This window comes from Streptomyces sp. NPDC001678 (assembly GCF_042892945.1).
Taxonomy (GTDB): Bacteria; Actinomycetota; Actinomycetes; order Streptomycetales; family Streptomycetaceae; genus Streptomyces.
The window spans coordinates 495892-517022 of the sequence record NZ_JBIAUP010000005.1 but is presented as its reverse complement, the minus strand read 5'-3'; the positions used below and the strand labels follow the sequence as shown (position 1 = coordinate 517022).

The following is a 21131-nucleotide window of genomic DNA, read 5'->3' as shown; positions in this document are numbered from 1 at the left end:
CGGGCGGTGGGCCGTCGGGGCTCCGCCCCTGGGCCCGGGCCACGCGGGTGCCGGACGTTCCCCGGGGCGGCGAGCCTTCGGCCGCCGGGCCACGGCCCGGGCTGTGGGCGGGGGCCGCCCGGCCCCGGCCCCCTTTCGCGTCGCCCCCGCGGCTGGTATTCCCGTGAGCCATGTCGAGATTCTCCGCGCTCTGTCGCGCGCTCGTCCTTCCGTTCGCCGCGCTCACGGCCCTCGCCTCCGCGCCCGCCGCCCACGCGGCCCCGGCCGGGTCGCAGCCGCCCCCGGGGTTCGCCGCCCTCGCCGACGTCGATCCGACGATCGTGCAGGAGATGCGGTACTTCACCCCGCACAACTTCACCGGTCACCGCGTCGACGGCTACGAACGTCCGCGGTGTCTGCTGACGCGCCCGGCCGCCGAGGCGCTGCGGCGGGCGCAGCGGGTGCTGTCGCGGCAGGGGCTCTCGCTCAAGGTGTACGACTGCTACCGGCCGCAGCGGGCGGTGAACGACTTCGTGGCATGGGCGAAGGACCTGGGCGACGAGCGGATGAAGGCGGAGTTCTATCCGCGGGTGGCCAAGTCGCGGCTGTTCGAGGACGGCTATATCGCTGCGAAGTCCGGGCACAGCCGGGGCAGCACGATGGATCTGACGATCGTGCGCCGGCCGGCGTGGCCCACGCGTCCGTATGTGCCCGGTGAGCCGCTCGTGCCGTGCTTCGCGCCCCGGTGGCAGCGTTTTCCCGACAATTCCGTGGACATGGGGACGGGTTTCGACTGTTTCGACACCCTCGCCCACACCCTCGACCCACGGATCCAGGGGCGGCAGCGGGACAACCGGCTGCGGCTGAAGTCGGTGATGGAGGGAGCGGGGTTCGTCAACCTCCCGGAGGAGTGGTGGCACTACACGCTGCGGGGTGAGCCGTACCCGGACACGTACTTCGACTTCCCCGTCCGCTGAGGACGGTTCAGACCGTCGCCGGGCGGCGGGCGGTGATGCCCGTCGCCAGGGCGTGTTCGACGACGGAGACCAGGACCCGCTTCACGGATTCGCGTTCGCGGGCGTCGCACATCACCACGGGCACCTCGGGGTCGAGGTCGAGGGCGTCACGGATGGTCTCCGCCGAGTGGCGCGGGGCGTCGTCGAAGCAGTTGACGGCGAGGGTGAAGGCGATGCCGCGGCGTTCGAAGTAGTCGACGGCGGCGAAGCAGTCGGCCAGCCGGCGGGTGTCGGCGAGGACGACCGCGCCGAGGGCGCCCTGGGACAGTTCGTCCCAGAGGAACCAGAAGCGGTCCTGGCCGGGGGTGCCGAAGAGGTAGAGGACGAGGTCCTCGCGGAGGGTGATCCGGCCGAAGTCCATGGCGACGGTGGTGGTGCGCTTGGCCTCGACGCCCGAGAGGTCGTCGACCGGGCGGCCCGCCTCGGTCAGCAGTTCCTCGGTGCGCAGGGGCATGATCTCGCTGACGGAGCCGACCAGTGTGGTCTTGCCGACGCCGAAGCCGCCGGCAACCAGGAGCTTGAGGGTCAGCGGCGCCGCCTGGGGCTGTATTCCGCGGTCAGGGCGCCCGAGAGCCATGGGATTTCCTCCGAATTCAGGGTCGGTGCGACATGGCGCTCCCCCGTGGTCGTGCCCCCCCGTACTCCCCCGTGTTCCCCCTCGGTGGTGATCGTTCCGCATGGACGGCGGTCTGTTCAACCCCCTTTCGGCCCTTGCCGTGGGCCGGCCGGCCTCACAGGGCGCGCAGGCCGTCGATCACCTCGCGCAGGATGCCCGCGTCGGGCAGTTCCGCCGGCGGGACCGGGCGGGAGACCCGGACGTACCCGGCGTCGATCAAATCGCCGACCAGGACCCGGACCACGCCGACCGGCAGGTCCAGCGTGGCGGCCAGCTCCGCGATGGAGTGGGGCTCCCGGCGGGCGAGGTCGGCGATGTCGAGGTGCTCCGGCGAGAGGGTCCGGTCGGCGATCGCGTACGCGCCGCCGGGGTGGGCCAGCAGGAACTCCTCGGCGACGACGAGCGCGATCAGGTCGAGCCGTCGCTCGGCCGGGGCCTTCGTCCGGCCCCGGGTCATGGTGTACGGGCGGACCACGGGGCCCGCCGCGTCGTCGTACCACTGGGCGGTGTGCTCGCCGCCGGGCGCCGCGCCCGGCCGGGCGGCCGGACCCCACCGGCCGGTGGTCCCGGCCGTGGGCCCGGAGGGTGTCTGCCGCGGGAACGCGGTGGGGTCCTCGGTCATACCGCCGGTCACTCGCCGGCGACGCCGGTGCGCGGAGCGGTGGCCAGGTGTGCGCCCACCCGCTTGACGAGCAGCGTCATCTCATAGGCGACCTGGCCGATGTCGGAGTCGGCGTCGGCGATGACGGCCAGACAGCTGCCGTCGCCGGCGGCGGTGACGAACAGGAACGCCCGGTCCAGCTCGACCATGGTCTGGCGGACCTCGCCCGCCGCGAAGTGGCGGCCGACGCCCTTGGCGAGGCTGTGGAAGCCGGAGGCGACGGCGGCCAGGTGCTCGCCGTCCTCCCGGGACAGGCCCTTGGAGGTGCCCTTGGCCAGGCCGTCGCTGGAGAGCACCAGCGCCTTGCCGATACTGCCGACGCGCTCGACGAGGTCGTCGAGGAGCCAGTTGAGCTCGCCGGATCCGCCGCGCGAGCGGTCCTCGCCCGTCGTCGACGGAGTGTTGCGTATCGCGGCCTGGTGTGCGGTCATCGACCGTCCCCCTCAGTTGTCGTTCCTGGTGCGGTGGTGCTCGTCGTCATCTCATTGTCCTCCCGTGCCCGTTGCCAGCCGCGCTGGAGGGCGGCCATGCGTGCCCTCACCTCCTCGGCGTCGCGGTCGGGTTCCGGAGCGGGACGGGTACGGGCGGCCGGCGCCGGGGCGGGCTCCCGCAGCTGCGGTGCGAGGCTGGCCTGCCGGACGCGCCGGGGCAGGCCCCCGGTGGGGGTGCGCTCGTCGTGGTGGGGGCCGTCGGCGGCCTGCTGGTGCGTCTCCTCGTCGGGGAACACCGCGCGTCGGGCCGGGCGCCGTACGAGGGGCCGGCCGCCGGTGTCCTCCCGGTCCGCCCGCCCGCCGCGCGGGGCGGTCTCGGTGAGCAGCGCGGACGGGATGAGCACGACGGCGGTGGTGCCGCCGTACGGGGAGGGCTGGAGGGAGACGCGGACGCCCTGGCGGCGGGCGAGCCGGCCGACGACGAACAGGCCGAGGCGGTCGGTGTCGGACAGCTCGAACTCGACAGGATCGGCGAGGCGGAGGTTGGCCTCCAGCAGCGCGTCCGAGCTCATGCCGAGGCCGCGGTCGTGGATCTCCAGGGTGAAGCCGTTGGGGACGCGCTCGCCGAGGACGTGGACGGCGGTGTGCGGCGGGGAGAAGGCCGTGGCGTTCTCGAGGAGTTCGGCGAGGAGGTGGGTGAGGTCGGCGACGGCGGGGCCGTCGAGGGCCAGCCGGGGCAGTCTGCGCACCTCGATCCGCTCGTACGCCTCGACCTCGCCGACGGCCGCCCGGACGACGTCCATCAGCGGGACGGGCTTGCGCCACTGCCGGGAGGGGGCGGCGCCGGAGAGGATGACCAGGCCCTCGGCGTTGCGGCGCATCCGGGTGGTGAGGTGGTCGAGGCGGAAGAGGTCGGCGAGGTGGTCGGTGTCCTCGGTGCGGCGCTCCATGGCGTCCAGCAGGGTCAGCTGACGGTGCAGCAGGACCTGGCTGCGGCGGGCGAGGTTGACGAAGACGTCGGAGACGCCGCGCCGCAGATCGGCCTGTTTGACGGCCGCCTCGACGGCGGCCCGCTGAAGGGTGTCGAGGGCCTGGCCGACCTGGCCGAGCTCGTCGGGCCCGTGGACGAGCCGGGGGACCTCGGCCTCGACGTCGACGCGCTCGCCCGCCGCGAGACGGCGCATCACGCCCGGCAGCCGGACGCCGGACGCCTCGTGGGCCTCCTTGCGCAGCCGGTGGAGGTCCTTGACGAGGCCCCGGCCGACGCGGAAGGAGATGACGAGGGAGCAGACGAGGGCGATCAGGCCGAGGACGCCGGCGACGACGGCCTTGGCGATGACGCCGAGGGCCACGGGCCGGACCCGTTCGCTGAAGCGGTCGATGGCCTCGATGCTCATCCGGCCGAGGTCGTCGAGGACGGGCGTGACGGTGGTCTGCCAGCGCCGGGCGTCGATGGCGTGCGGGGCCCGGGCGGAGCCGGCGAGGACGACGGTGTCCTCGGCGGCGCGCAGCGCCTCGGCGTTGGTGCCGCGCCAGTAGTCCTCGTAGGTCTTCTGCTCGGCGACGGGCAGGACGGCGAGGTGGGTGCTGTAGAGGGTGCGGCGTTCGGCGATGTGGTCGGAGAACGCGCGTAGATCCTGACGGCTCATGCTGCCCGCGGCGAGGGCGGCGGCCAGCAGGGCGTCCTCGCGGGCGACGGCCTCGCGGGCGCGGCCGAGGCCCACCATGGCGCGGCTCTGCCGGTCCGTCTCGGCGTCCTGGAGGGCGGCGAGGCTGCCGAGGAAGTCGTAGTAGGGCTCGATGATGTCGTTGTACGCCTGGAAGGCGGCGTAGCGGGTGAAGGCGTCGTCCTCCACCTTGCGGCGCACGCCGGGGAGCCCGTCGAGGGTCTTCTCCAGGACGCGGAAGCGCCGGGCGGCGGTGGGGCTCATGTCCTCGCGCACATCGCCGTGGATGCCGGCGCGGAAGGCGGTGACCGCCTTGTCGGTGGCGCGCTGCTCGGCGCGCAGTTCGTCGAGGACGTCGGCGCGGCGGGGGTCGGCGAGGTGGACGAGGGTCTGCCGGCGCTCCTTCTGGAGGGTGCGGACCATGTCCCCCGCGGGGTAGCCGACGGTGCGCATGACGTCGGCCGCGTCCATCAGCTGGACGGCCTCGTTGCCGGTGATGACGGTGGCGAAGGCCCACAGACCGGTCAGGGACACCAGGGGCACCAGGAGCAGCGTCACGATCTTCCGGCGGATCGACTTCCCGCGAAAGCGCATGGCCTCCCCTACGTCAACCCCGGCGCACGGGGATGGTGTTCCGATGAGATCGTGGCGACAGTGATGCGCCGTGAGCCTACTACTGCCACGTACTCGGCTCGAAGACCAGTACGTCCGGGGCACATCGGTCTGGCCGGATTTCTCCGCGTAATGGGGAACCTTCGGGGCGTCCCGTTCGCTCTCCCCTTACAGGGGAGGCGGGGCTGTTCCGGGCGCTTCGGGAGAACCCGTGCGGGGCAGCCACAGGGGGAGGTGAGCCGCCATGGACCTGGAACGTGACGTCTCGTCCCATGACTCGGGCGCGCGCAGGCCGTTGTGGGTCGAGGAGCCGGCGCGCAGGCCGCGGATGCCCGATCCGGTGCGTTCGTCCGCCGTGCGGGCGGTTCTCGTCATCGCGGGGACGCTCGAGGTGACCACGGTGACGGTGCTGTTCGCCCTCGCCGGGACGTGGCTGGTCCTTCCGGCCGTGCTGTGCGCGGTGGCGGGGACGGTGGCCGCGACGTGGGCGGTGCTCGATGTGTGGGTGACGCGACAGGTGTGGCGCCAGCGGCACGGCGTGGTGTCCGTGCCGAGCAGTACGGCCCGGGCGGTGCGCAAGGCACGGCGTGCGCGCTTCCCCGGGGCGGTCAGCCCGGAGAGGTTGTAGGGGCGGGCGTGGGGTGTGGGCGGGCCCGTCCCCCGGGCCCGTGGGCCCGGGGGCGGGGTGCGTCAGGCGCGCACGGGCTCGGCGAGCTCGTCGGCCGGGCGGCGGTACATGCGCGTGGCCGTGATCCGGCCGTGCACCTTCTCCTCCTCCGGGTCCTGGGGCTGCGGAAGACCGGGGCGCAGGTGCTCCTCGACGCTGATGTACTTCAGGCCCGCCCGCAGGTCCGCGTCGTTGCGCAGCCGGATGACCAGCGGGAACTCGGCGAGGGCCGTCGTGTCGAACAGGCCGGTGGTGTAGAGCAGCTGGACGCCCAGCGCGTCGGCGACGGCCCGCTGGAGCTCCAGCAGGTACGTGGCGTTGGCGCGGCCGATGGGGTTGTCCAGGAACAGCGTGCCCGCGTGCGCCTGCTTGTCGCGGCCCCGGTCGTTGCTGCGCAGCGCCGCCATGGTGCAGTACAGCGCGATGGCGGCGGTCAGCAGCTGGCCGCCGGAGAAGACGTCGCCCATCTGGCCGACGGGGACGCGCTCGGCGCGCAGCACGGCGTCCGGCTTGAGGATCTCCACGGCCACGCCGCGCGGCAGCAGGGCCGCCCGGACGCCGCGCAGCAGCAGCGACATGCCGTCGCGGCGCAGGTCGGAGTTCTTCTTGACGGCGGAGCGGGTCGCCTCGTCGATGACCTCGCCCAGCCGCTCGGTGAGCGTGGCCTGGTCGGGGTCGTCGAAGCGGATGCGCAGGAACTCCTGTCCCGACCACTCCCCCAGGCCCTCGGGCAGCCGGGAGAGGCGCTGCGCGGAGCGCAGCGTGGTCAGCGAGGACTCCACCAGCCCGCGCAGCCGGTCGACGATGCTGTCGCGGTTGCGCTCCAGCTGCTCCAGCTCGTCGGTGAGGACGCGCAGCCGGGGCGCGAAGGCCTCGGCCCAGGCGGTGGCGTGCTCGGGCAGGGCGGCGGCGGGCAGTTCGCGGATCTGCTGCCGGGCGGGGGTGCGCACCTGCTCGTAGCGGGTGGAGTTGGCGTGCCGGACGAGTACGTCGCTCGCCTCGCGGACGGCGGCCTCGGCGGCGGACAGGTCGCCCGCGCAGCCGCGCAGCGAGCGGCGGGTCTCGGCGGCGGCCTGCCGGGCCTCCTCCAGCGTCCCGGTGTAGGGCTCGGGCTGCTCGGCGTCGTCCTCGGGGGTGTTGTCGCGCAGCAGGTCGCGCAGGAGGGCGGCCGTGTCGTCGAAGCCGGTCGCGGCGTCCTCGGCGCTGCGGTGGGCGCGCAGCAGGTCGCCGTGGGCGGTGCGGGCGGCCTCCAGGGCCTCCGTGCGGGCGGTGAGCTCGCCGGTGGCGGTGCGCAGCAGCTCCTTGGCCCGGTCGGCGCCGTCGGGCACGAGCTCCTCGGGGAGCTCGGTGTGGGCCTCGCCGTCGGCGGGGGCGAGGCGCTCGGCCTCGCCGCGCAGCCGGCCCAGCTGCTCGCTGGCGGCCGAGGCGCGGGACTCCAGCATCTGGACCAGGGACTCGGCGCGGGCGGCCGCCGCCTGGCGGGACGGGCCGTCGGCGCCGTCGGTGCCCTCCAGGAGCTGGGCGGCGCGGGTGCGCACCTTGTTGGTGAGGCGGTCGAGTTCGGCGCGGGCGGCGGTCTCGTCGCTCTCGGCGCGGGCCTGCTCGGCGCGCAGGTCGGCGCCGACGCCGACCTTCTCGTAGACCTGGGAGGCGGCGCGGTAGGCCTCGCGGAGGGCGGGCAGGGAGGCGGTGGGCGCGTCGTCGCCGGCGGCCGCGTCGTCCGGGGCGCCGGCGATCTCCGCGCGCTCGGCGCGCAGGGCGCGGGCGGTACGGCGCGCGTCGTCGGCCGCGCGCTGGGCGGCGCGGCGGTCCTCGTCGGCGGCACGGGCGCGGTCGACGCAGGCCTCGGCGCGCTCCTCGGCCTCGGCGGCCTCCTCGGCCAGCTCGCGCTGCCTGCTCTGCCAGTTGGCGCGCTCGCGCAGCCGGTAGGCGAGGCCGGCGAGGGCGTCGGCGACGCGGCGGGCGCGCTGGGCGGTCTCCTGGCGCTCGTCGCGCAGCCGGGCCGCCTCGGTGGCGGCCTGGTCGGCCTCGGCACGGGCCGTACGGGCCTCGGCCAGGGTCTCCTGGGCGGTGTCGGCGGCGGTGCGGCAGCGCTCGGCCTCGGCGGCGAGCTCGGCGAGCCGCCCGGCGGGGCAGCCGGCGCGCCAGGACGTCAGGCGGGCGGCGAGCGTGCGGTCGCCGGCCAGCCGGGCCGCGACGGTGCGGATCTCCTCGTCGCGGGCCAGGGCCCGCTCGCGCAGGGCGTGCCGCTCCTCGTCGGCGGCGCGCTCGTCGTGCATGGCCGGGTTCGGCGGGACGAGGAAGACGCCGTCGCCGCCGTCCGCGGCGGGAGCGGGGGCGAGGAGGGCGGCGGCGGTACCGACGGCCACGGCCGAGCGGGGCAGCAGGGAGGCCGCGGCGAGCACCTCGCGGGCCCGGGCGTGCGAGTCGGTGTCGGTGATGATGACGCCGTCGACGAGCTCGGGGCGGGCGGCCAGGACGGCCGCGTGCTCGGCGGGGTCGACGGACTGGGCGAGGTAGCGCCAGCCGGGCAGGGCGGGGATGCCGTGCTCGCCGAGGTACTCCACGGCGGCGAGCACATCGGCGCTGGGCGGCAGCAGGCCGCCGTCGCCGAGGGCGCCGAGGATGCGGGAGTCGTCGGCGGCGGCGGTGCGCAGGTCGAACAGCTGCCGCTCGGCGGCGGCGACGTTCTCGTCGAGCAGCTCGCGCAGCGCGTCGGCACTGCGGTCGAGCTCCTCGGCGGTCAGGGCGCCGTGCGGGGCGCTCCCGCGCGGGGTTCCGGATGCGGTGCCGGCCGACTCGCCGTCGGCGGTGCCGCCGTTGGCCAGGCCGCCGTCGGTGCTGCCGGGCGCGGTGCCCGCGCCCCGCTGCCCCGGGACCTGACCGGAGGGCGTCGGCTCCGGCAGGCCGAGGAGTTCGGCCAGGCGGCGGTCGGCGCCGATGGACTCCGCCGCCCGGCGCTCGGCGTCGTACGCGGCCTCCGCCGCCGTGGCGGCGTCGGCGGCCCGGGCCGCGGCGAGCTCCGCGCGGCCCTCGGCCGCGGCGAGCTCCTTCGCCTGCTCGGCGGCCTGCCGGGCCGCCTCGCGGGCCGACTCGTACGCGGCGACGGCCGGCTTCTCGGCGTCGCTGGCGGCGAGCGCGGCACGGGCCGGGTCGGCGTCGGGGCCGCCGTCGTCGATCCAGCCGGCGCGGACCGCCTCGGCGGTCTCCTGCTCGACCTCGGCGAGGCGCTGGCGCAGATGGCCCGATTCACTGCGGGCGCGCTGGGCCTCGGTGGCGGCGGAGGTGGCGTCCCGGTGGGCGGCCTCGCCGGCCTCCTGGAGGGTGGCGGACCGTTCCTCCTGCTCGTCGGCGAGCCGCTCGCCCTGCTCGGCGGCGGCGTTCAGGGCCCGGACGAGCTCGGCGGCGGCCAGCGTGCGGGCGGCCAGCGCCGGGGCGGCGTCCCGCTCGGCCTCGTGGATGGCGGCGGCGACGCGCGCGGAGCGGTCGGCGGCGGCGCGGTGGCGCAGCACGGTCTCGGCGGCCTGCCAGGCGGAGTGCAGCGTACGGGCGTCGTTGAGCTCGCGGCGCTGGGCGGCGGCGGACTTCTCCGCGGCGGCCAGCGCCAGGGAGGCGTGCCGGTAGGCGAGTTCGGCGGCGACCAGGGAGGCGCGGCCGCGCCCGGTCTCGGCGGCGGTGACGGCGTGCGCGGCGGCGGCGACCCGCTCGGCGAGCTCGGCGGCGCGGCCGCGCTCCTCGGCGCCGCGCGCGGACAGGCGGCGGGCGAGGAGGCGGGTGCGGCGCTCGGCGCCGGTGTGGACGCCCCGGGCCCGGTCGCGCTGCTCGGCGGCCTCGGCGATGCGGGAGAGCAGGTCGAGGGAGCCGGCGGTGAAGTCCCGTTCGGCGGTCAGCTCGGCGCGGCGGCCGAGCTTGTGGGCGAAGCCGTGGACCAGGTCGGCGAGGCCGTCGGTGTCCCGGGTGTCGGTGACCGCGCGCAGCAGCAGGTCGGTGAAGTCGGAGTCGTTCTTGACGGCGAAGAGGCCGGCGGCCTCGCCCTCGTCGGCGTTCATCTCGCGCTGGTAGCGGAAGAGCTCGGGGTCCAGGCCCAGCTCGCCGAGGTGCTCGTTCCAGCGCTCGTGGATCTCCTCCCACACCACGTCCAGGTTGGGGTAGGCCTTGCCGGCCTCGGTGAGGGCGTCGCGGAAGCCCTTCATGGTGCGGCGGCGTCCCCGGGCGCCGGAGGTGCCGTCCGCCCTGGGGCGCATCGCGCCGGCCTCGGCGACGGGCAGCGAGTCCAGGCTGAGACCGGGGCCGGGCCGGAAGGAGTACCAGGCCTCGGCGAACTTGCGGGGGTCGTTGGAGACCTGGCGGCCGCGCCATTCGCTGACCTTGCCGACGACGACGCTCTCGCCGGTGAGGACGTGCTGCCACTCCAGGGCGACGTGGCCGCAGTCGTCGGCGAGGAGGAACTTGCGGAGCACGCCGGAGCTGGCGCCGCCCAGGGTGTTGCGGTGGCCCGGCAGCATCACGGAGAAGATCAGCTTGAGCAGGACGGACTTGCCGCCGCCATTCTCCAGGAAGAGCACGCCCGCGGGCGCGGGGCGGCGCGGCGGGCCGACGGGCTCGTCCTCGAAGAACTCCGCCTGCGCGGGCGCGGGGTTCGGCACCGGCGCGCCGACCCCGCGCAGGTCCATCACGGTGTCGGCGTAGCGCGCGCCGGCGGGCCCGATGGAGTAGAGGCGGACCCGGGACAGCTCGTACATGGCGGCGGACTCTCGTTTGTTTGTCGCTGGGTTGACGGTTTGCGGATCGACCGACTACCGGTCGGCGGGGCTCACCCGTGGAAGGGCAGGCCCGCGTCGGCGACCAGTTCGAGGTCGTCGGTGTCGTCCGGCGGGAGGAGGGTGGGGGTGCCGTCCCCGACGGGCACGACGCCCAGCTCCAGCAGCTCGGCCATGGCGGCGGTGCCGGCCATGTCGCGGACCTGGAGCTGGTAGCGGGCGGTGGTGCGGAAGGCGCCGCCCGCGTCGTCGCCGGTGCGCTGGAGGAAGCCGGAGTCGACGAGGAAGGCGACGGCCTTGGCGATGATGCCGGTGGTGGATCCGGCGAGGCGGCGGGCGTCCTTGGTGGCGCCGGTGGCGCTGCGGCGCGCGTAGACCCGCCAGGCGGCCTCCAGGCCGGGGGCGTCGCTGGTGGGGTCGGTGTTCTCGCCCTGCTCGGCGGCCCGCTCCTCCAGCCGGCGGCACGCCTGGCGGACGAACGCGTCGACGCCGTTGACGGTGATGCGGCCGATGTAGCCGTCGTCGGCGAGGTCCTCGGGGCGCGGGAAGGCCATGGCCGCGACGGCGAGGTGGGCGAGGCCGTGGAGGAAGCGGTCGCCGGAGTCGACGGTGGCCCGGCGGGCGTAGTCGCCCATGCGGACGGCGAAGACGGAGTCCTCGGCGGCGGTGACGGCCATGCCGGCGCGGGTGGAGACCTCCAGCACGACGAGCCCGAGCCCGGCGGCGACGGCGTCGGCGAGGCGCGCGAACGCGGGGTCGTCGCGGTGCCGGCGCAGCAGGTCGGCGTACTCGGCGTCGCGGGCGGGCTGGAGCTTGGGCTGGAGGCCGAAGGCGATGAGGCGGGCGGCGTCGGCGGCGTCGGCGGGGGTCAGCTGGGCGGGGCCGCTCGCTGCGGGGGATGCCGCCTCGCCGGAGGCGTCCGGCCGCGCCGGTTCGTTGGCCTCGTACTCAGTCACGTTCACTTGCTCCTGCTGGGGGTCCATGGGGTGAGGTTCGTTCGGCACCGCCGGTCCGCGCGGCGGTGGTTGCGCGCCGTGGCGGCGGGGAGGAGGTGCCCCGGTCCCGCCCCTTCCCGTTTCCTGGGGGCAAGCCCCCAGCCCCCCGGGGTCCGGGGCACGGCCCCGGGAAACGGTGAGAGGGCGGGACCGGGGCCCCACACCCGCCGCGACGGCGAGCAACCCCCACCGGCGAGCCCGGCGGTGCCGAGCCCGCCTCGGGTGGCGGCGCTCACGACGCCTCCGCGCGGTCCGCCGCCATGCCCGCCGCGTCCAGCAGCGCCTTGCCCACGATGAGGTCGGCGCCGCCGAACTCCGGGTCGTCGAGGCGGGTGCCGTCGTCGACGGCGAAGAGCAGGGACTGCTCGCCCTGGCGGTAGGCCGTGCCGACGGAGGGGCTGGCGGCGTGGACGGCCAGCAGGGCGACGAGGTAGGGCAGTTCGGGGTCGCGGCGGCGGGCCTCGGCGAGCAGGCCGGAGAGGCGGCGCGGCGCGTCGGCGGGCAGGTCGAGCAGCTCCAGGGCGCTCGCCAGCTGCTCCTCGCTGAAGCGGCTGTCGTCGGGCGTCTCGACCAGGTCCGGCTCGGGCATCTCCGCGCCCAGGTGCTCGCGCTCGACGGGCGGCGTGAGCAGCATCTCGACGAGGTCGCCGACCCGTACCGAGGCCGGGACGCGCAGGCCCGTGCCGCGGGCGAAGAAGGCGTCGGTGACCCGGCCCGCCCGCTCCAGTGGCAGCGGCAGCACGGGGGCCAGGAGCTGGCCGTAGAGGTCGAAGCCGGCGCGGGCGGCGGGGGTGGCGAAGGCCTGCCGGTCCTGCTCGGCGCGGAAGAGCGGGCCGGCCTCCAGGAGGCGGGACTGGAGCTGGGTGTGCCGGCGGATGCAGTCCTTGACGATGTCGACGAGCTCGGCGGCGCGCCGCTTGTGCTCGGCCGTCTTCGGGTCGACCGCGGCTTCCGCCTCGTCGCGCGCCTTGCGGATGTTGGTGAGGATCGCGTTCTCGTGGCGGTAGCGGTCGGCGACGTGGTCGAGCGCCTCGGCGATCATGTCGGGGACGGTCCGGAGCCAGTCGACGGCGCGGACGTTGCGCCGGGTGGCGTCGAGGGTCTTGCGGAGGGTCTCCGCGTACTGCACGGTCCGGTAGCGGGCCTGCTCGGCGGCGAGCTGGGCGTCGGCGAGCCGGCCCCGGCTGATGAGGACCTCCAGCTTGACCTCGGCGGCGATCTGCGCGCTGGTGACGTCCGTGTCGAGGGCGCCGACCAGGACGTTGACCGCCTCGTCGGTGGTGCGCAGGAAGACCGTGCCGCCGGGGCCGGGGACCTCCTCGATGAGCTTGAAGTCGTAGTCCCGCCTGACGTACGCGCCGTCGGCGCCGAACGTGCCGTAGACGGCGCGGAAGCCCCGGTCGACGCTGCCGACGTTGATGAGGTTCTCCAGGACCCAGCGGGCGACGCGCTCGTGCTCGGCGGCGGGCCGCTCGGGGGCCTGCGCGGCGACGCGCGGCTGGAGCCTGGTCACTATCTGCTCGTGGTCGGCCCCGGTGTCGAAGTCCATGTTGAGCGTAACGAGGTCGATGGCGGCCAGGGCCACCTCCGCCATGGCGTAGACGCCGAACTCCCCCGCGAGGTTGGCCTTGCGCGCGTCGAGGTCGTGCAGCGGCGCGGTGCAGGCGAGCGCGCGCAGCCGGCGGGCCAGGCCCTCGTCGGCGGCCGGGCCCGGGGCAGGGCGCGAAGGCCCGTTGAGCTGGGGCGGAACGGCCGCCGGGGCTGGAGAAGTCACGTCGCACAGAGTAGGCGGTCGCACCGACAACGGACGAAACGGCGCGGGGCTCGCCCGGCCTCGGGCCCCTCAGTCTAGGGCGGGGCCCGGCCGAGGCGGACGGCGGCCCTCCGGCTGCGTCCGTCAAACCGCGTACCGCCCCTCAGACGGCGAAAACGGACATGATGCCTATATTCCAGCCGAGCAGGACGAACGCCGTGGGCAGCTGCGCCTTGATGGGCCCGTACCGGTCCGTCAGCTCCAGCAGGGCCGCCGGGACCAGGTTGTAGTTCGCCGCCATGGGGGTCGCCAGCGTGCCGCAGAAGCCCGCGAGCATGCCGATGGCGAGGACGGCGGCGGCGTTGCCGTGCGCCTGCTCCACGAGGACCGGCCAGCCGACGGCGGCGGTCATCACGGGGAAGGCGGCGAAGCCGTTGCCCATGAGGACGGTGAAGAGGAACATGCCGCAGCAGTAGACGACGACCGCGAGGAACACCGAACCCTGCGGCAGCACGGCCGCGGTGAGGCGGCCGACCTGCTTGCCGACGCCCGCGTCGGCGAAGATGGCGCCGAGCGTGGCGAGCAGCTGCGGCAGCAGCATGGCCCAGCCCATGGACTCCAGCATCGAGCGCCCCGCGTGCAGCGGTACGGACAGCCGCCGCTCACGCAGCATCACCATGCCGAGGGCGAGCGCGACGACGGCGCCGATGCCCAGCCCCAGGACGGTCTCGCTGCCCTTCTGGAGGACCGGCTGCCCGCCGAGGGACACCCGCTTCAGCCCGACCGCGCACACCAGGGCGACGGCGGGGACGGTGAGGGCGGGCACGAAGAGCGCGTTGCCGTGCCGGCGGGCGCCGGCCGCCCGTCGCTCCGGGCCGGCGGTGCGGGGTGTGCCGCGGCCGGTGAGGCCGAAGCCGGCCAGGCAGGCCATGACGAGGACGGCGGCGCCCAGCGGTTCGGGCGGGGCGCTCCCGTCGGCGACCCAGGTGCCGTAGCAGAAGCCCGCGCCGAGCAGGCCCCAGAAGGCGGCGGTGCCCAGGCGCCGGGGGTTGGTGCGGTCGGCGAGCATCTGGGCGGACATCACCAGCAGGACGCCGCCGACGAGCCAGTAGAACCACTCCGCTTTGATCACTTGGCCGCGTCCTCCGGTTCCCTGTGGCGTACCGGCGGGTGCGCGAGGGTCCGGTCCAGGCGCAGTAGCCGCCAGCCGTGGACGGCGAGGGCGCACAGCGCGGTGGGCACGGCCCACAGCGCGAGGTCCAGCGGCTCCAGCCGTGTGTGGTAGGTGGTGTTGACGAATCCGGTGATCAGCAGGATCGAGCCGACGGCGAGGAAGACGTCCTCGCCGAAGAAGAGCCCGACGTTGTCCGCGCTGGCGGCGAACGCGCGCACCTTCTCCCGGTCCCGGGCGGACAGCGGCCCGTGGCTCCGCTCGGCCGCGCCCTCCGCCATGGGGGCGGCGAGCGGGCGCACGGTCTGGGCGGGCCCGAACACGCCGTTGAGCCCGAGGGCCGCCGTGAGCTGCCGCAGCAGGAGGTAGAGGGCGAGGAAGCGGCCGGCGGTGAGCCCGGCGAAGCGGCCGATCAGGTGCCGGGCCTGTTCCTGGAGGCCGTGGCGCTCCAGCAGGCCGATGACGGGGAGGGTGATGGCGAAGACGGTCACCGCGCGGCTGGAGGCGAAGCCGGTGCCGAAGTCGGCGAGGATCCGCTGCGGGGACAGCCCGCCCAGCAGGCCGGTGACGATGCCGGCCGCGCCGACCACCAGCAGGGGGTTGCGCCTCGTGGCGAAGCCCGCCACGACCACGAGGACGCCCAGGAGTACGAGCATGCGCGGGCCTTCCGCATTCTCGGACCTCACTCGATCAGGTGAGGCGACTGCGGAGGACGCTAAGATATTGTTCAACAATCCTCAATAGGCGGCGCCCGACGAATGTGCGAACCGGGCGGCCCCGAAGGGGATTTCCGTCGAGCCCGTGGGAGAGTCCATGGCACGGACCACCGCCTCCGGCGCCCAGCGCGTCGCCGCGGCACTGCGCGACCGCATCGAGGCCGGGGAGCTGCCGCCCGGCACCCGGCTGTCGGAGGAGGCCCTGGGGCGGGAGCTCGGGGTGTCGCGCAACACGCTGCGCGAGGCCTTCCGGCTGCTCGTCCACGAGAACCTCGTCGTCCACCTCCTCAACCGCGGGGTGTTCGTCCGCGTCCTGGAGCCCGCCGACGTCGCGGACATCTACCGGATGCGGGCGGCCCTGGAGACCGCGGGCGTACGGGCGTCCCCCGGCGCCCCGCCCGCCGCGCTCCGGGCCGTCACGGCCGCCGTGGCCGAGGCCGAGCGGGCCGCCGCCGACGGCGACTGGCACCGGGTCGGCTCGGCGGACCTGTGCTTCCACCGGGCGCTCGCCGCGCTCGCCGGCAGCGAGCGCGTCGAGGAGGCGATGGACCGCCTGCTGGCCGAACTGCGGCTCGCCTTCCACGAGATGCCCTCGCCCCGCCGCTTCCACGAACCGTTCGTCGCACGCAACCGCGTAATCGCCCGGCTGCTGACGGAAGGCGCGCACGAGCGCGCCGAGGCGGAGCTGACCACCTATCTGGACGACGCGCTGGCGATCGTCCTCGACGCGATGGCGGAGACCGACCGATGACGCCGATGGACCTCAACGCCGACCTCGGCGAGGGCTTCGGCCGCTGGCGGCTGACCGACGACGACGCCCTGCTGTCGGTCGTCACCAGCGCCAACGTGGCCTGCGGCTTCCACGCCGGCGACCCCTCCACCATGCGGTGGGTGTGCGAGCGGGCCGCCGAGCGCGGGGTGCGCGTGGGGGCCCAGGTCTCCTACCACGACCTCGCGGGCTTCGGACGGCGTGCCATGGACGTGCCCCCGGACGAGCTCGCCGACGAGATCACCTATCAGATCGGCGCGTTGCGCGTCTTCGCCCGGGCAGCCGGGACGGACGTGACGTATGTGAAGCCGCACGGCGCGCTCTACAACCGTGTGGTCACCGACGCCGAGCAGGCCGGGGCCGTCGTGAGCGGGGTGCTGCGCGCGGGCGGGGCGCTGCCCGTCCTCGGCCTGCCCGGGTCGCGGCTGCACGAGGCGGCGGAGCGCGCCGGACTGCCGGTCGTCGCCGAGGCGTTCGCCGACCGCGCGTACACCGCGCTCGGCACGCTCGTGCCGCGCCGGGACCCGGGGGCCGTGGTCCTCGACCCGGACACGGTCGTCGCCCGGTCCGTCCGCCTGGCCCGTGACGCGGAGGTCTCCGCGCTCACCGGTGAGGACGTCGCCGTCCGGGCGCGTTCGCTGTGCGTCCACGGCGACACCCCGGGGGCGGCGCTGCTGGCCCGGCGGGTGCGCGAGGCGCTGGAAGCGGCGGGGGTCGCGGTGGAGGCGTTCGCGTGAGCACCGCCGGCGGCTCCCCGGGCATACCGCGGGGCGGCGGCGCACGGCGCGTCCTGCCCGTCGGGCGGCACGCCCTGCTCGTGGAGGTCGCCACCGCCGAGGAGGCCCAGGCCCTCCACGCCGAACTGCTGCGGCGCCGCGACGCGGGCGCCCTGCCGCCCGTGCGCGAGATCGTGCCGGCCGCCCGGACCGTGCTGCTGGACGGGCTCGCCGACCCCCACGGCCTCGCCGCCGAGCTGCCCCGCTGGGACGTGCCGCCCGTGGCCGCCGCCGACGCGCCGCTCGTCGTGCTGCCCGTCCGCTACGACGGGGCCGACCTCGCGGAGGTCGCCGCGCTGTGGGGGGTGACCGAGGACGAGGTGGTGCGCATTCACTCCGGCATCGAATTCCGCGTCGCCTTCTGTGGATTCGCGCCGGGATTCGGCTATCTCACCGGCCTCCCTCAGCGTTTCCATGTACCGCGCCGGGACACGCCGCGCACCTCCGTGCCCATCGGCGCGGTCGGGCTGGCCGGCCCGTACACCGGCGTCTACCCGCGTTCCTCCCCCGGTGGCTGGCAGCTCGTCGGCCGGACGGACGCGGTGCTGTGGGACCCGGAGCGGGAGCCGGCGGCGCTGCTCGCGCCGGGGACACGGGTGCGCTTCGAGGAGCACGGGTGAACGGGACGAACGGGACGAACGCGCTCGCCGTCGTCCGGGCCGGGGCCCTCACCACCGTCCAGGACCTGGGCCGCCCCGGCCACGCCCACCTCGGCGTGCCCCGCTCCGGCGCCCTCGACGAACCCGCCCACCGGCTCGCCAACCGCCTGGTCGGCAACCCGGTGGAGCGCGCCACGCTGGAGACGACCGTCGACGGCTGCGCCGTACGGGTCGCCGCGGCCGTGACCGTGGCCGTGACGGGCGCGCCCTGCGCGGTACGGGCGGGCGGCCGGCCGGTGGCGTGGGGCGCGCCGGTGCGGGTGCCCGCGGGTGCGGTCCTGGAGGTGGGCGCCGCCACGGCGGGGCTGCGGTCGTACGTGGCCTTCGCGGGCGGGGTCGCGGTGCCGCCGGTGCTGGGCAGCCGGTCGCGGGACCTGCTGTCGGGGCTGGGCCCGGAGCCGCTCTCCGACGGCGCCCGGCTGCCGCTGGGGACACCCTGCGGGCCGCCGGCGGGCGTGGACGCCGTGCCGTGCGGGGCGCTGCCGCTCGGTGAGCTCGTCCTGCCGGTCGTCCTCGGGCCGCGGGCGGACTGGTTCGCACCGGAGGCGGTGGGGGTGCTGGCGGGGGGCGCTTTCCGGGTGTCGTCCGCGAGCAACCGGATCGGGCTGCGGGTGGACGGGCCGGGGCTGCCGCGGACGCGGGACGGCGAACTGCCGAGTGAGGGGCTGGTCCTGGGGGCGGTCCAGGTGCCCCCGGACGGGCGGCCGGTCGTCTTCCTCACGGACCACCCCACGACGGGGGGCTACCCGGTCATCGGCGTCGTCCCCGAGCCGTCCCTCCCGGGCGCGGCCCAGTCCCCGCCGGGCACACCGATCCGCTTCGTCCCGCGGCGCGGGTGACCCGACCCCACGCGGGTGAGTCAGGGGAGAAAGCCCCGCACGGTCTCCACCGTGTCCGCCTCCTCCACCCCCTTGTCCTCGCGGTACCGCACCACCCGCGCGAATCTCAACGCCACCCCCGCCGGATACCGCGAAGACCGCTGCAAACCGTCGAACGCGATCTCCACCACCAGCTCCGGTCGCACCCGCACCACATATCCGTCGTCGCTCACCGCCAGCGACCGCAGCCGGTCCGTCTGCCAGGCCAGCATCTCGTCCGTCAGCCCCTTGAACGTCTTGCCCAGCATGGCGAACGAACCGTCCGGGCCGCGCGCCCCCAGGTGGAGGTTGGAGAGCCGGCCGTGCCGCCGCCCGTGTCCCCACTCCGCCGCCAGGACCACCAGGTCCAGCGTGTGCACCGGCTTCACCTTCAGCCACGCCGCGCCCCGGCGCCCCGCCACATACGCGGCGTCCAGGGCCTTGAGCATCACGCCCTCGCGGCCGTCACGCAGCACGTCCGCCGCGAAGTCCCGGGCCCCGGCCCGGGCGGCCGCGTCCGAGGGGTCCGCCACCACCAGCCGCCGCACCCGCAGGGGCTCGGGCACCACGCGGGCCAGCACGGCGTGGCGTTCGGCCGTCGGCAGGGACAGCAGTTCCCTGCCCTCGACGGCCAGCACGTCAAAGAAGACCGCTGACAAAGCGAGCGCCGACGCCTTCGTCCCCGCCCCCGCCGTCCGCGTCCCGACCCGGCCCGCGACGTCCTGGAACGCGTGGGGGCGGCCCGCCGCGTCCAGGGCGACGGCCTCGCCGTCCAGGACCACCGACGACACCGGCAACTCCAGCGCCGCCCCCACCAGTTCCGGCAGCCGCCCGGTGATCTCGTCCAGCGTGCGGGTGAAGACGCGCACGTCCCCGCCGTCGCGGTGCACCTGCACCCGGACCCCGTCGAGCTTCTCCTCCACCGCGCACGGCCCCAGCCGGTCCAGCGCCTCGTCGACGTCCTTCGCACTCCGCGCCAGCATCGGCAGCACCGGCCGCCCCACCTCCAGCCGGAACCCCGCCAGCGCCCCCGGCCCCTCGGCCAGCAGCGCCCGGGCCACCGCGCCCAGCGAGCCGCCGAGCATCACCGCCCGCCGCACCTCCTCCGGGGCCGCCCCCGCCGCGGCCGCGAGGCCCTCCACGGCCAGCGCGTCCAGGGCGCCCTGCCGCAGCTCACCGCCGATCAGCCGGAGCAGGAACCACTGTTCCCGCTCCGTCGCCGCTCCCAGCAGCCCGTCCAGCAGCCGCTTGCGCTCGGTCTGCGCGCCCTTGCCCGCCACGGCGGCGATCGCCGTCAGCGCCCGGTCCACGTCCCCCACGGTCAGCGAGGGCACGGCGGCCGGGGCGGGTACGTCCCGCAGCGTGCTCCAGCCGACCCCGGTCCGCCGCTGCGGCAGCCGCCCCGCCAGATACGGGATCACGACCGGCGCCTCGTCCGGACCGGCCGCCCGGAACACCCCGGCCAGCACGGCGGTCTTCGCCGACCGGGAACGGGTCGCCGCGATCTCCTCCGACGCCCGCGCGACGTCGCTCAGCAGCATGCCCCCATCGTGCGCCGCGGCCGGGGCCGGCGCAGACCGGGAAGGTCAGGAAGGCGGCTCGCCCTCCCGCGCCACCTGGTTCCCGCCCTCCCGCACTGCCTGGTTCCCGCCCTCCCGCCCTGCCTGGTTCCCGCCCTCCCGCCCTGCGTTGTCGCTCACCCTGATCAGCAGTGCCACCATCAGCCAGTTCGCCACCAGGGACGAACCGCTCTTCGCCAGGAACGGCAGCGCCTTGCCGGTCAGCGGGATCAGGCCCATCACCCCGCCCGCCACCACGAAGACCTGCAGCGCCAGCGCCGCCGCCAGGCCCATCGCCAGCAGCTTGCCGAACGGGTCGGCCGAACGCAGCGCCGTGCTCAGCCCCCGCTGCGCCAGCAGCGCGTAGAGGACGAGGACGACCATGGTGCCGGCCAGCCCCAGGTCCTCCCCGACGGTCGTGAGGATGAAGTCGCTGCGGCCCGCGAAGCCGATCAGCTCCGGGTGGCCCAGGCCCAGACCCGCGCCGGTGACGCCGCCGCTGCCGAAGCCGAACAGCGCCTGGGCGGCCTGCGGGGAGAACGTACTGCCCGGCTCGAACGCCCCGAAGGGGTGCAGCCACGCGTCGACCCGGCTCTTGACGTGCGGCTCCAGCGAGCCGACGACGCCCGCCCCCACGACCGCCATCAGCAGGCCGCACACCACCCAGCTGGTCCGCTCGGTGGCCGCGTAGAGCATCACCACGAACAGCCCGAAGAAGATCAGCGAGGTGCCGAGGTCCCGCTCCACGATCAGCACCATCAGGCTCAGCGCCCACACCGTCACGATCGGCCCCAGCTGCCGGCCCGGTGGCAGCCGTACGCCCAGGAACCGGCGGCCGGTCAGGGCCAGCGCGTCCCGGTGGGTGACCAGATAGCCCGCGAAGAACACCGCGATCATGGTCTTGACGAACTCACCGGGCTGGAAGGACAGCGGCCCGATGAAGATCCACCGCTTGGCGCCGTAGGTGTCCCCGGGGAAGAACGCGGGCGCCATCAGCAGCACCAGCGCCACGGCCATCGTCAGATAGATGTAGCGCTGGAGCCGGCGGTGGTCGCGCAGCACCACCAGCACGACCACGCACAGGCCCACCCCGATCACCGTCCACATCAACTGGCCGGAGGCGGTGGACTCGGCGTGGTACCGCGCGCGGTAGGCCGGGTCCAGCCGGTACAGCAGCACCAGCCCGAACGCGGAGAGCAGCACCGCCAGCGGCAGGATCAGGGGATCGGCGTACGGGGCCCAGCGGCGCACCGCCAGATGCGGCACCAGCGCCAGGCAGATCATGCTCCCCACGAACCCCGGGAGCCCGCCGGGCACGCTCCCCGTGGTCACCAGGCCGGTGTACAGATAGCCGAAACAGCTGATGAGGACGGTGAGGCCGAGCAGCAGCGCCTCCCCGCGCCGGCGCCGGTACCCGGTGGCTCGTACGGTTTCCACGGTCACACCGGCCATGGTGATCGGCGGGTG

Annotated in this window: 17 protein-coding genes; 6 read left to right on the top strand and 11 right to left on the bottom strand. The window is 75.4% G+C overall.

What is annotated here, in order from left to right; all coding sequences use genetic code 11:
* Positions 1–170: 170 nt before the first annotated feature.
* On the top strand, positions 171–956 hold the full coding sequence (locus ACFYZR_RS14170; protein ID WP_391909724.1) for a M15 family metallopeptidase: 786 nt from the start codon (positions 171–173) through the stop codon (positions 954–956).
* Between the two features lie 7 nt (positions 957–963).
* Here ACFYZR_RS14170 and ACFYZR_RS14165 read toward each other — a convergent pair whose 3' ends face one another.
* The 4 genes from ACFYZR_RS14165 to ACFYZR_RS14150 form a co-directional block, all read right to left on the bottom strand.
* Complete coding sequence (locus tag ACFYZR_RS14165; protein WP_391909721.1) at positions 964–1572, bottom strand: ATP/GTP-binding protein; 609 nt, start codon at positions 1570–1572, stop codon at positions 964–966.
* A 154-nt stretch (positions 1573–1726) separates the two neighbouring features.
* Entirely contained in the window at positions 1727–2233 is a 507-nt protein-coding gene (locus tag ACFYZR_RS14160; protein ID WP_391909718.1) for a DUF742 domain-containing protein, read from the bottom strand.
* An 8-nt stretch (positions 2234–2241) separates the two neighbouring features.
* Positions 2242–2703: a roadblock/LC7 domain-containing protein gene (locus ACFYZR_RS14155; RefSeq protein ID WP_391909715.1), complete on the bottom strand. Its 462-nt coding sequence runs from the start codon at positions 2701–2703 to the stop codon at positions 2242–2244.
* On the bottom strand, positions 2700–4964 hold the full coding sequence (locus ACFYZR_RS14150; RefSeq protein ID WP_391909713.1) for a nitrate- and nitrite sensing domain-containing protein: 2265 nt from the start codon (positions 4962–4964) through the stop codon (positions 2700–2702). The genes ACFYZR_RS14155 and ACFYZR_RS14150 overlap by 4 nt, the downstream gene beginning before the upstream one ends.
* Positions 4965–5226: 262 nt before the next feature.
* Here ACFYZR_RS14150 and ACFYZR_RS14145 point away from each other — a divergent pair, with 262 nt between their 5' ends.
* Positions 5227–5610 carry a hypothetical protein gene (locus ACFYZR_RS14145; protein WP_391909710.1) on the top strand — a complete coding sequence of 128 codons (384 nt, stop codon included), beginning with the start codon at positions 5227–5229 and terminating at the stop codon, positions 5608–5610.
* A 62-nt stretch (positions 5611–5672) separates the two neighbouring features.
* Here the strand turns inward: ACFYZR_RS14145 and ACFYZR_RS14140 are convergent, their stop codons facing one another.
* The 5 genes from ACFYZR_RS14140 to ACFYZR_RS14120 form a co-directional block, all read right to left on the bottom strand.
* Positions 5673–10391, bottom strand: a complete 4719-nt coding sequence (locus ACFYZR_RS14140) for a hypothetical protein (RefSeq protein ID WP_391909708.1) — start codon at positions 10389–10391, stop codon at positions 5673–5675.
* A 71-nt stretch (positions 10392–10462) separates the two neighbouring features.
* On the bottom strand, positions 10463–11365 hold the full coding sequence (locus ACFYZR_RS14135; protein ID WP_391909705.1) for a hypothetical protein: 903 nt from the start codon (positions 11363–11365) through the stop codon (positions 10463–10465).
* A 271-nt stretch (positions 11366–11636) separates the two neighbouring features.
* A complete protein-coding gene (locus ACFYZR_RS14130) occupies positions 11637–13178 on the bottom strand; it encodes a hypothetical protein (RefSeq protein ID WP_391909702.1) in 1542 nt (513 codons plus the stop codon).
* 142 nt (positions 13179–13320) lie between these two features.
* Positions 13321–14289: a DUF979 domain-containing protein gene (locus ACFYZR_RS14125; protein ID WP_391909699.1), complete on the bottom strand. Its 969-nt coding sequence runs from the start codon at positions 14287–14289 to the stop codon at positions 13321–13323.
* Positions 14286–14984: a DUF969 domain-containing protein gene (locus tag ACFYZR_RS14120; RefSeq protein ID WP_391909697.1), complete on the bottom strand. Its 699-nt coding sequence runs from the start codon at positions 14982–14984 to the stop codon at positions 14286–14288. Before ACFYZR_RS14120 ends, ACFYZR_RS14125 begins: the two co-directional genes overlap by 4 nt.
* A gap of 157 nt (positions 14985–15141) precedes the next feature.
* Between ACFYZR_RS14120 and ACFYZR_RS14115 the strand changes: the two genes are divergently transcribed.
* From ACFYZR_RS14115 to ACFYZR_RS14100, 4 genes are read left to right on the top strand one after another with little or no spacing between them, the layout of a single operon-like run.
* Entirely contained in the window at positions 15142–15795 is a 654-nt protein-coding gene (locus ACFYZR_RS14115) for a GntR family transcriptional regulator (protein ID WP_391909694.1), read from the top strand.
* Positions 15792–16550 carry a LamB/YcsF family protein gene (locus tag ACFYZR_RS14110; RefSeq protein ID WP_391909691.1) on the top strand — a complete coding sequence of 253 codons (759 nt, stop codon included), beginning with the start codon at positions 15792–15794 and terminating at the stop codon, positions 16548–16550. Before ACFYZR_RS14115 ends, ACFYZR_RS14110 begins: the two co-directional genes overlap by 4 nt.
* The gene (locus ACFYZR_RS14105) at positions 16547–17209 is read left to right on the top strand and encodes an allophanate hydrolase subunit 1 (protein WP_391909687.1); all 663 of its coding nucleotides are present in this window, start codon (positions 16547–16549) and stop codon (positions 17207–17209) included. The genes ACFYZR_RS14110 and ACFYZR_RS14105 overlap by 4 nt, the downstream gene beginning before the upstream one ends.
* Positions 17206–18087, top strand: coding sequence for a biotin-dependent carboxyltransferase family protein (locus ACFYZR_RS14100; RefSeq protein ID WP_391909683.1), 882 nt, complete (start codon positions 17206–17208; stop codon positions 18085–18087). Before ACFYZR_RS14105 ends, ACFYZR_RS14100 begins: the two co-directional genes overlap by 4 nt.
* A 20-nt stretch (positions 18088–18107) precedes the next feature.
* Here the strand turns inward: ACFYZR_RS14100 and ACFYZR_RS14095 are convergent, their stop codons facing one another.
* Positions 18108–19646, bottom strand: a complete 1539-nt coding sequence (locus ACFYZR_RS14095; RefSeq protein WP_391909680.1) for an ATP-dependent DNA ligase — start codon at positions 19644–19646, stop codon at positions 18108–18110.
* Between the two features lie 45 nt (positions 19647–19691).
* On the bottom strand, positions 19692–21116 hold the full coding sequence (locus tag ACFYZR_RS14090) for an FtsW/RodA/SpoVE family cell cycle protein (RefSeq protein ID WP_391909677.1): 1425 nt from the start codon (positions 21114–21116) through the stop codon (positions 19692–19694).
* Positions 21117–21131: the final 15 nt, after the last annotated feature.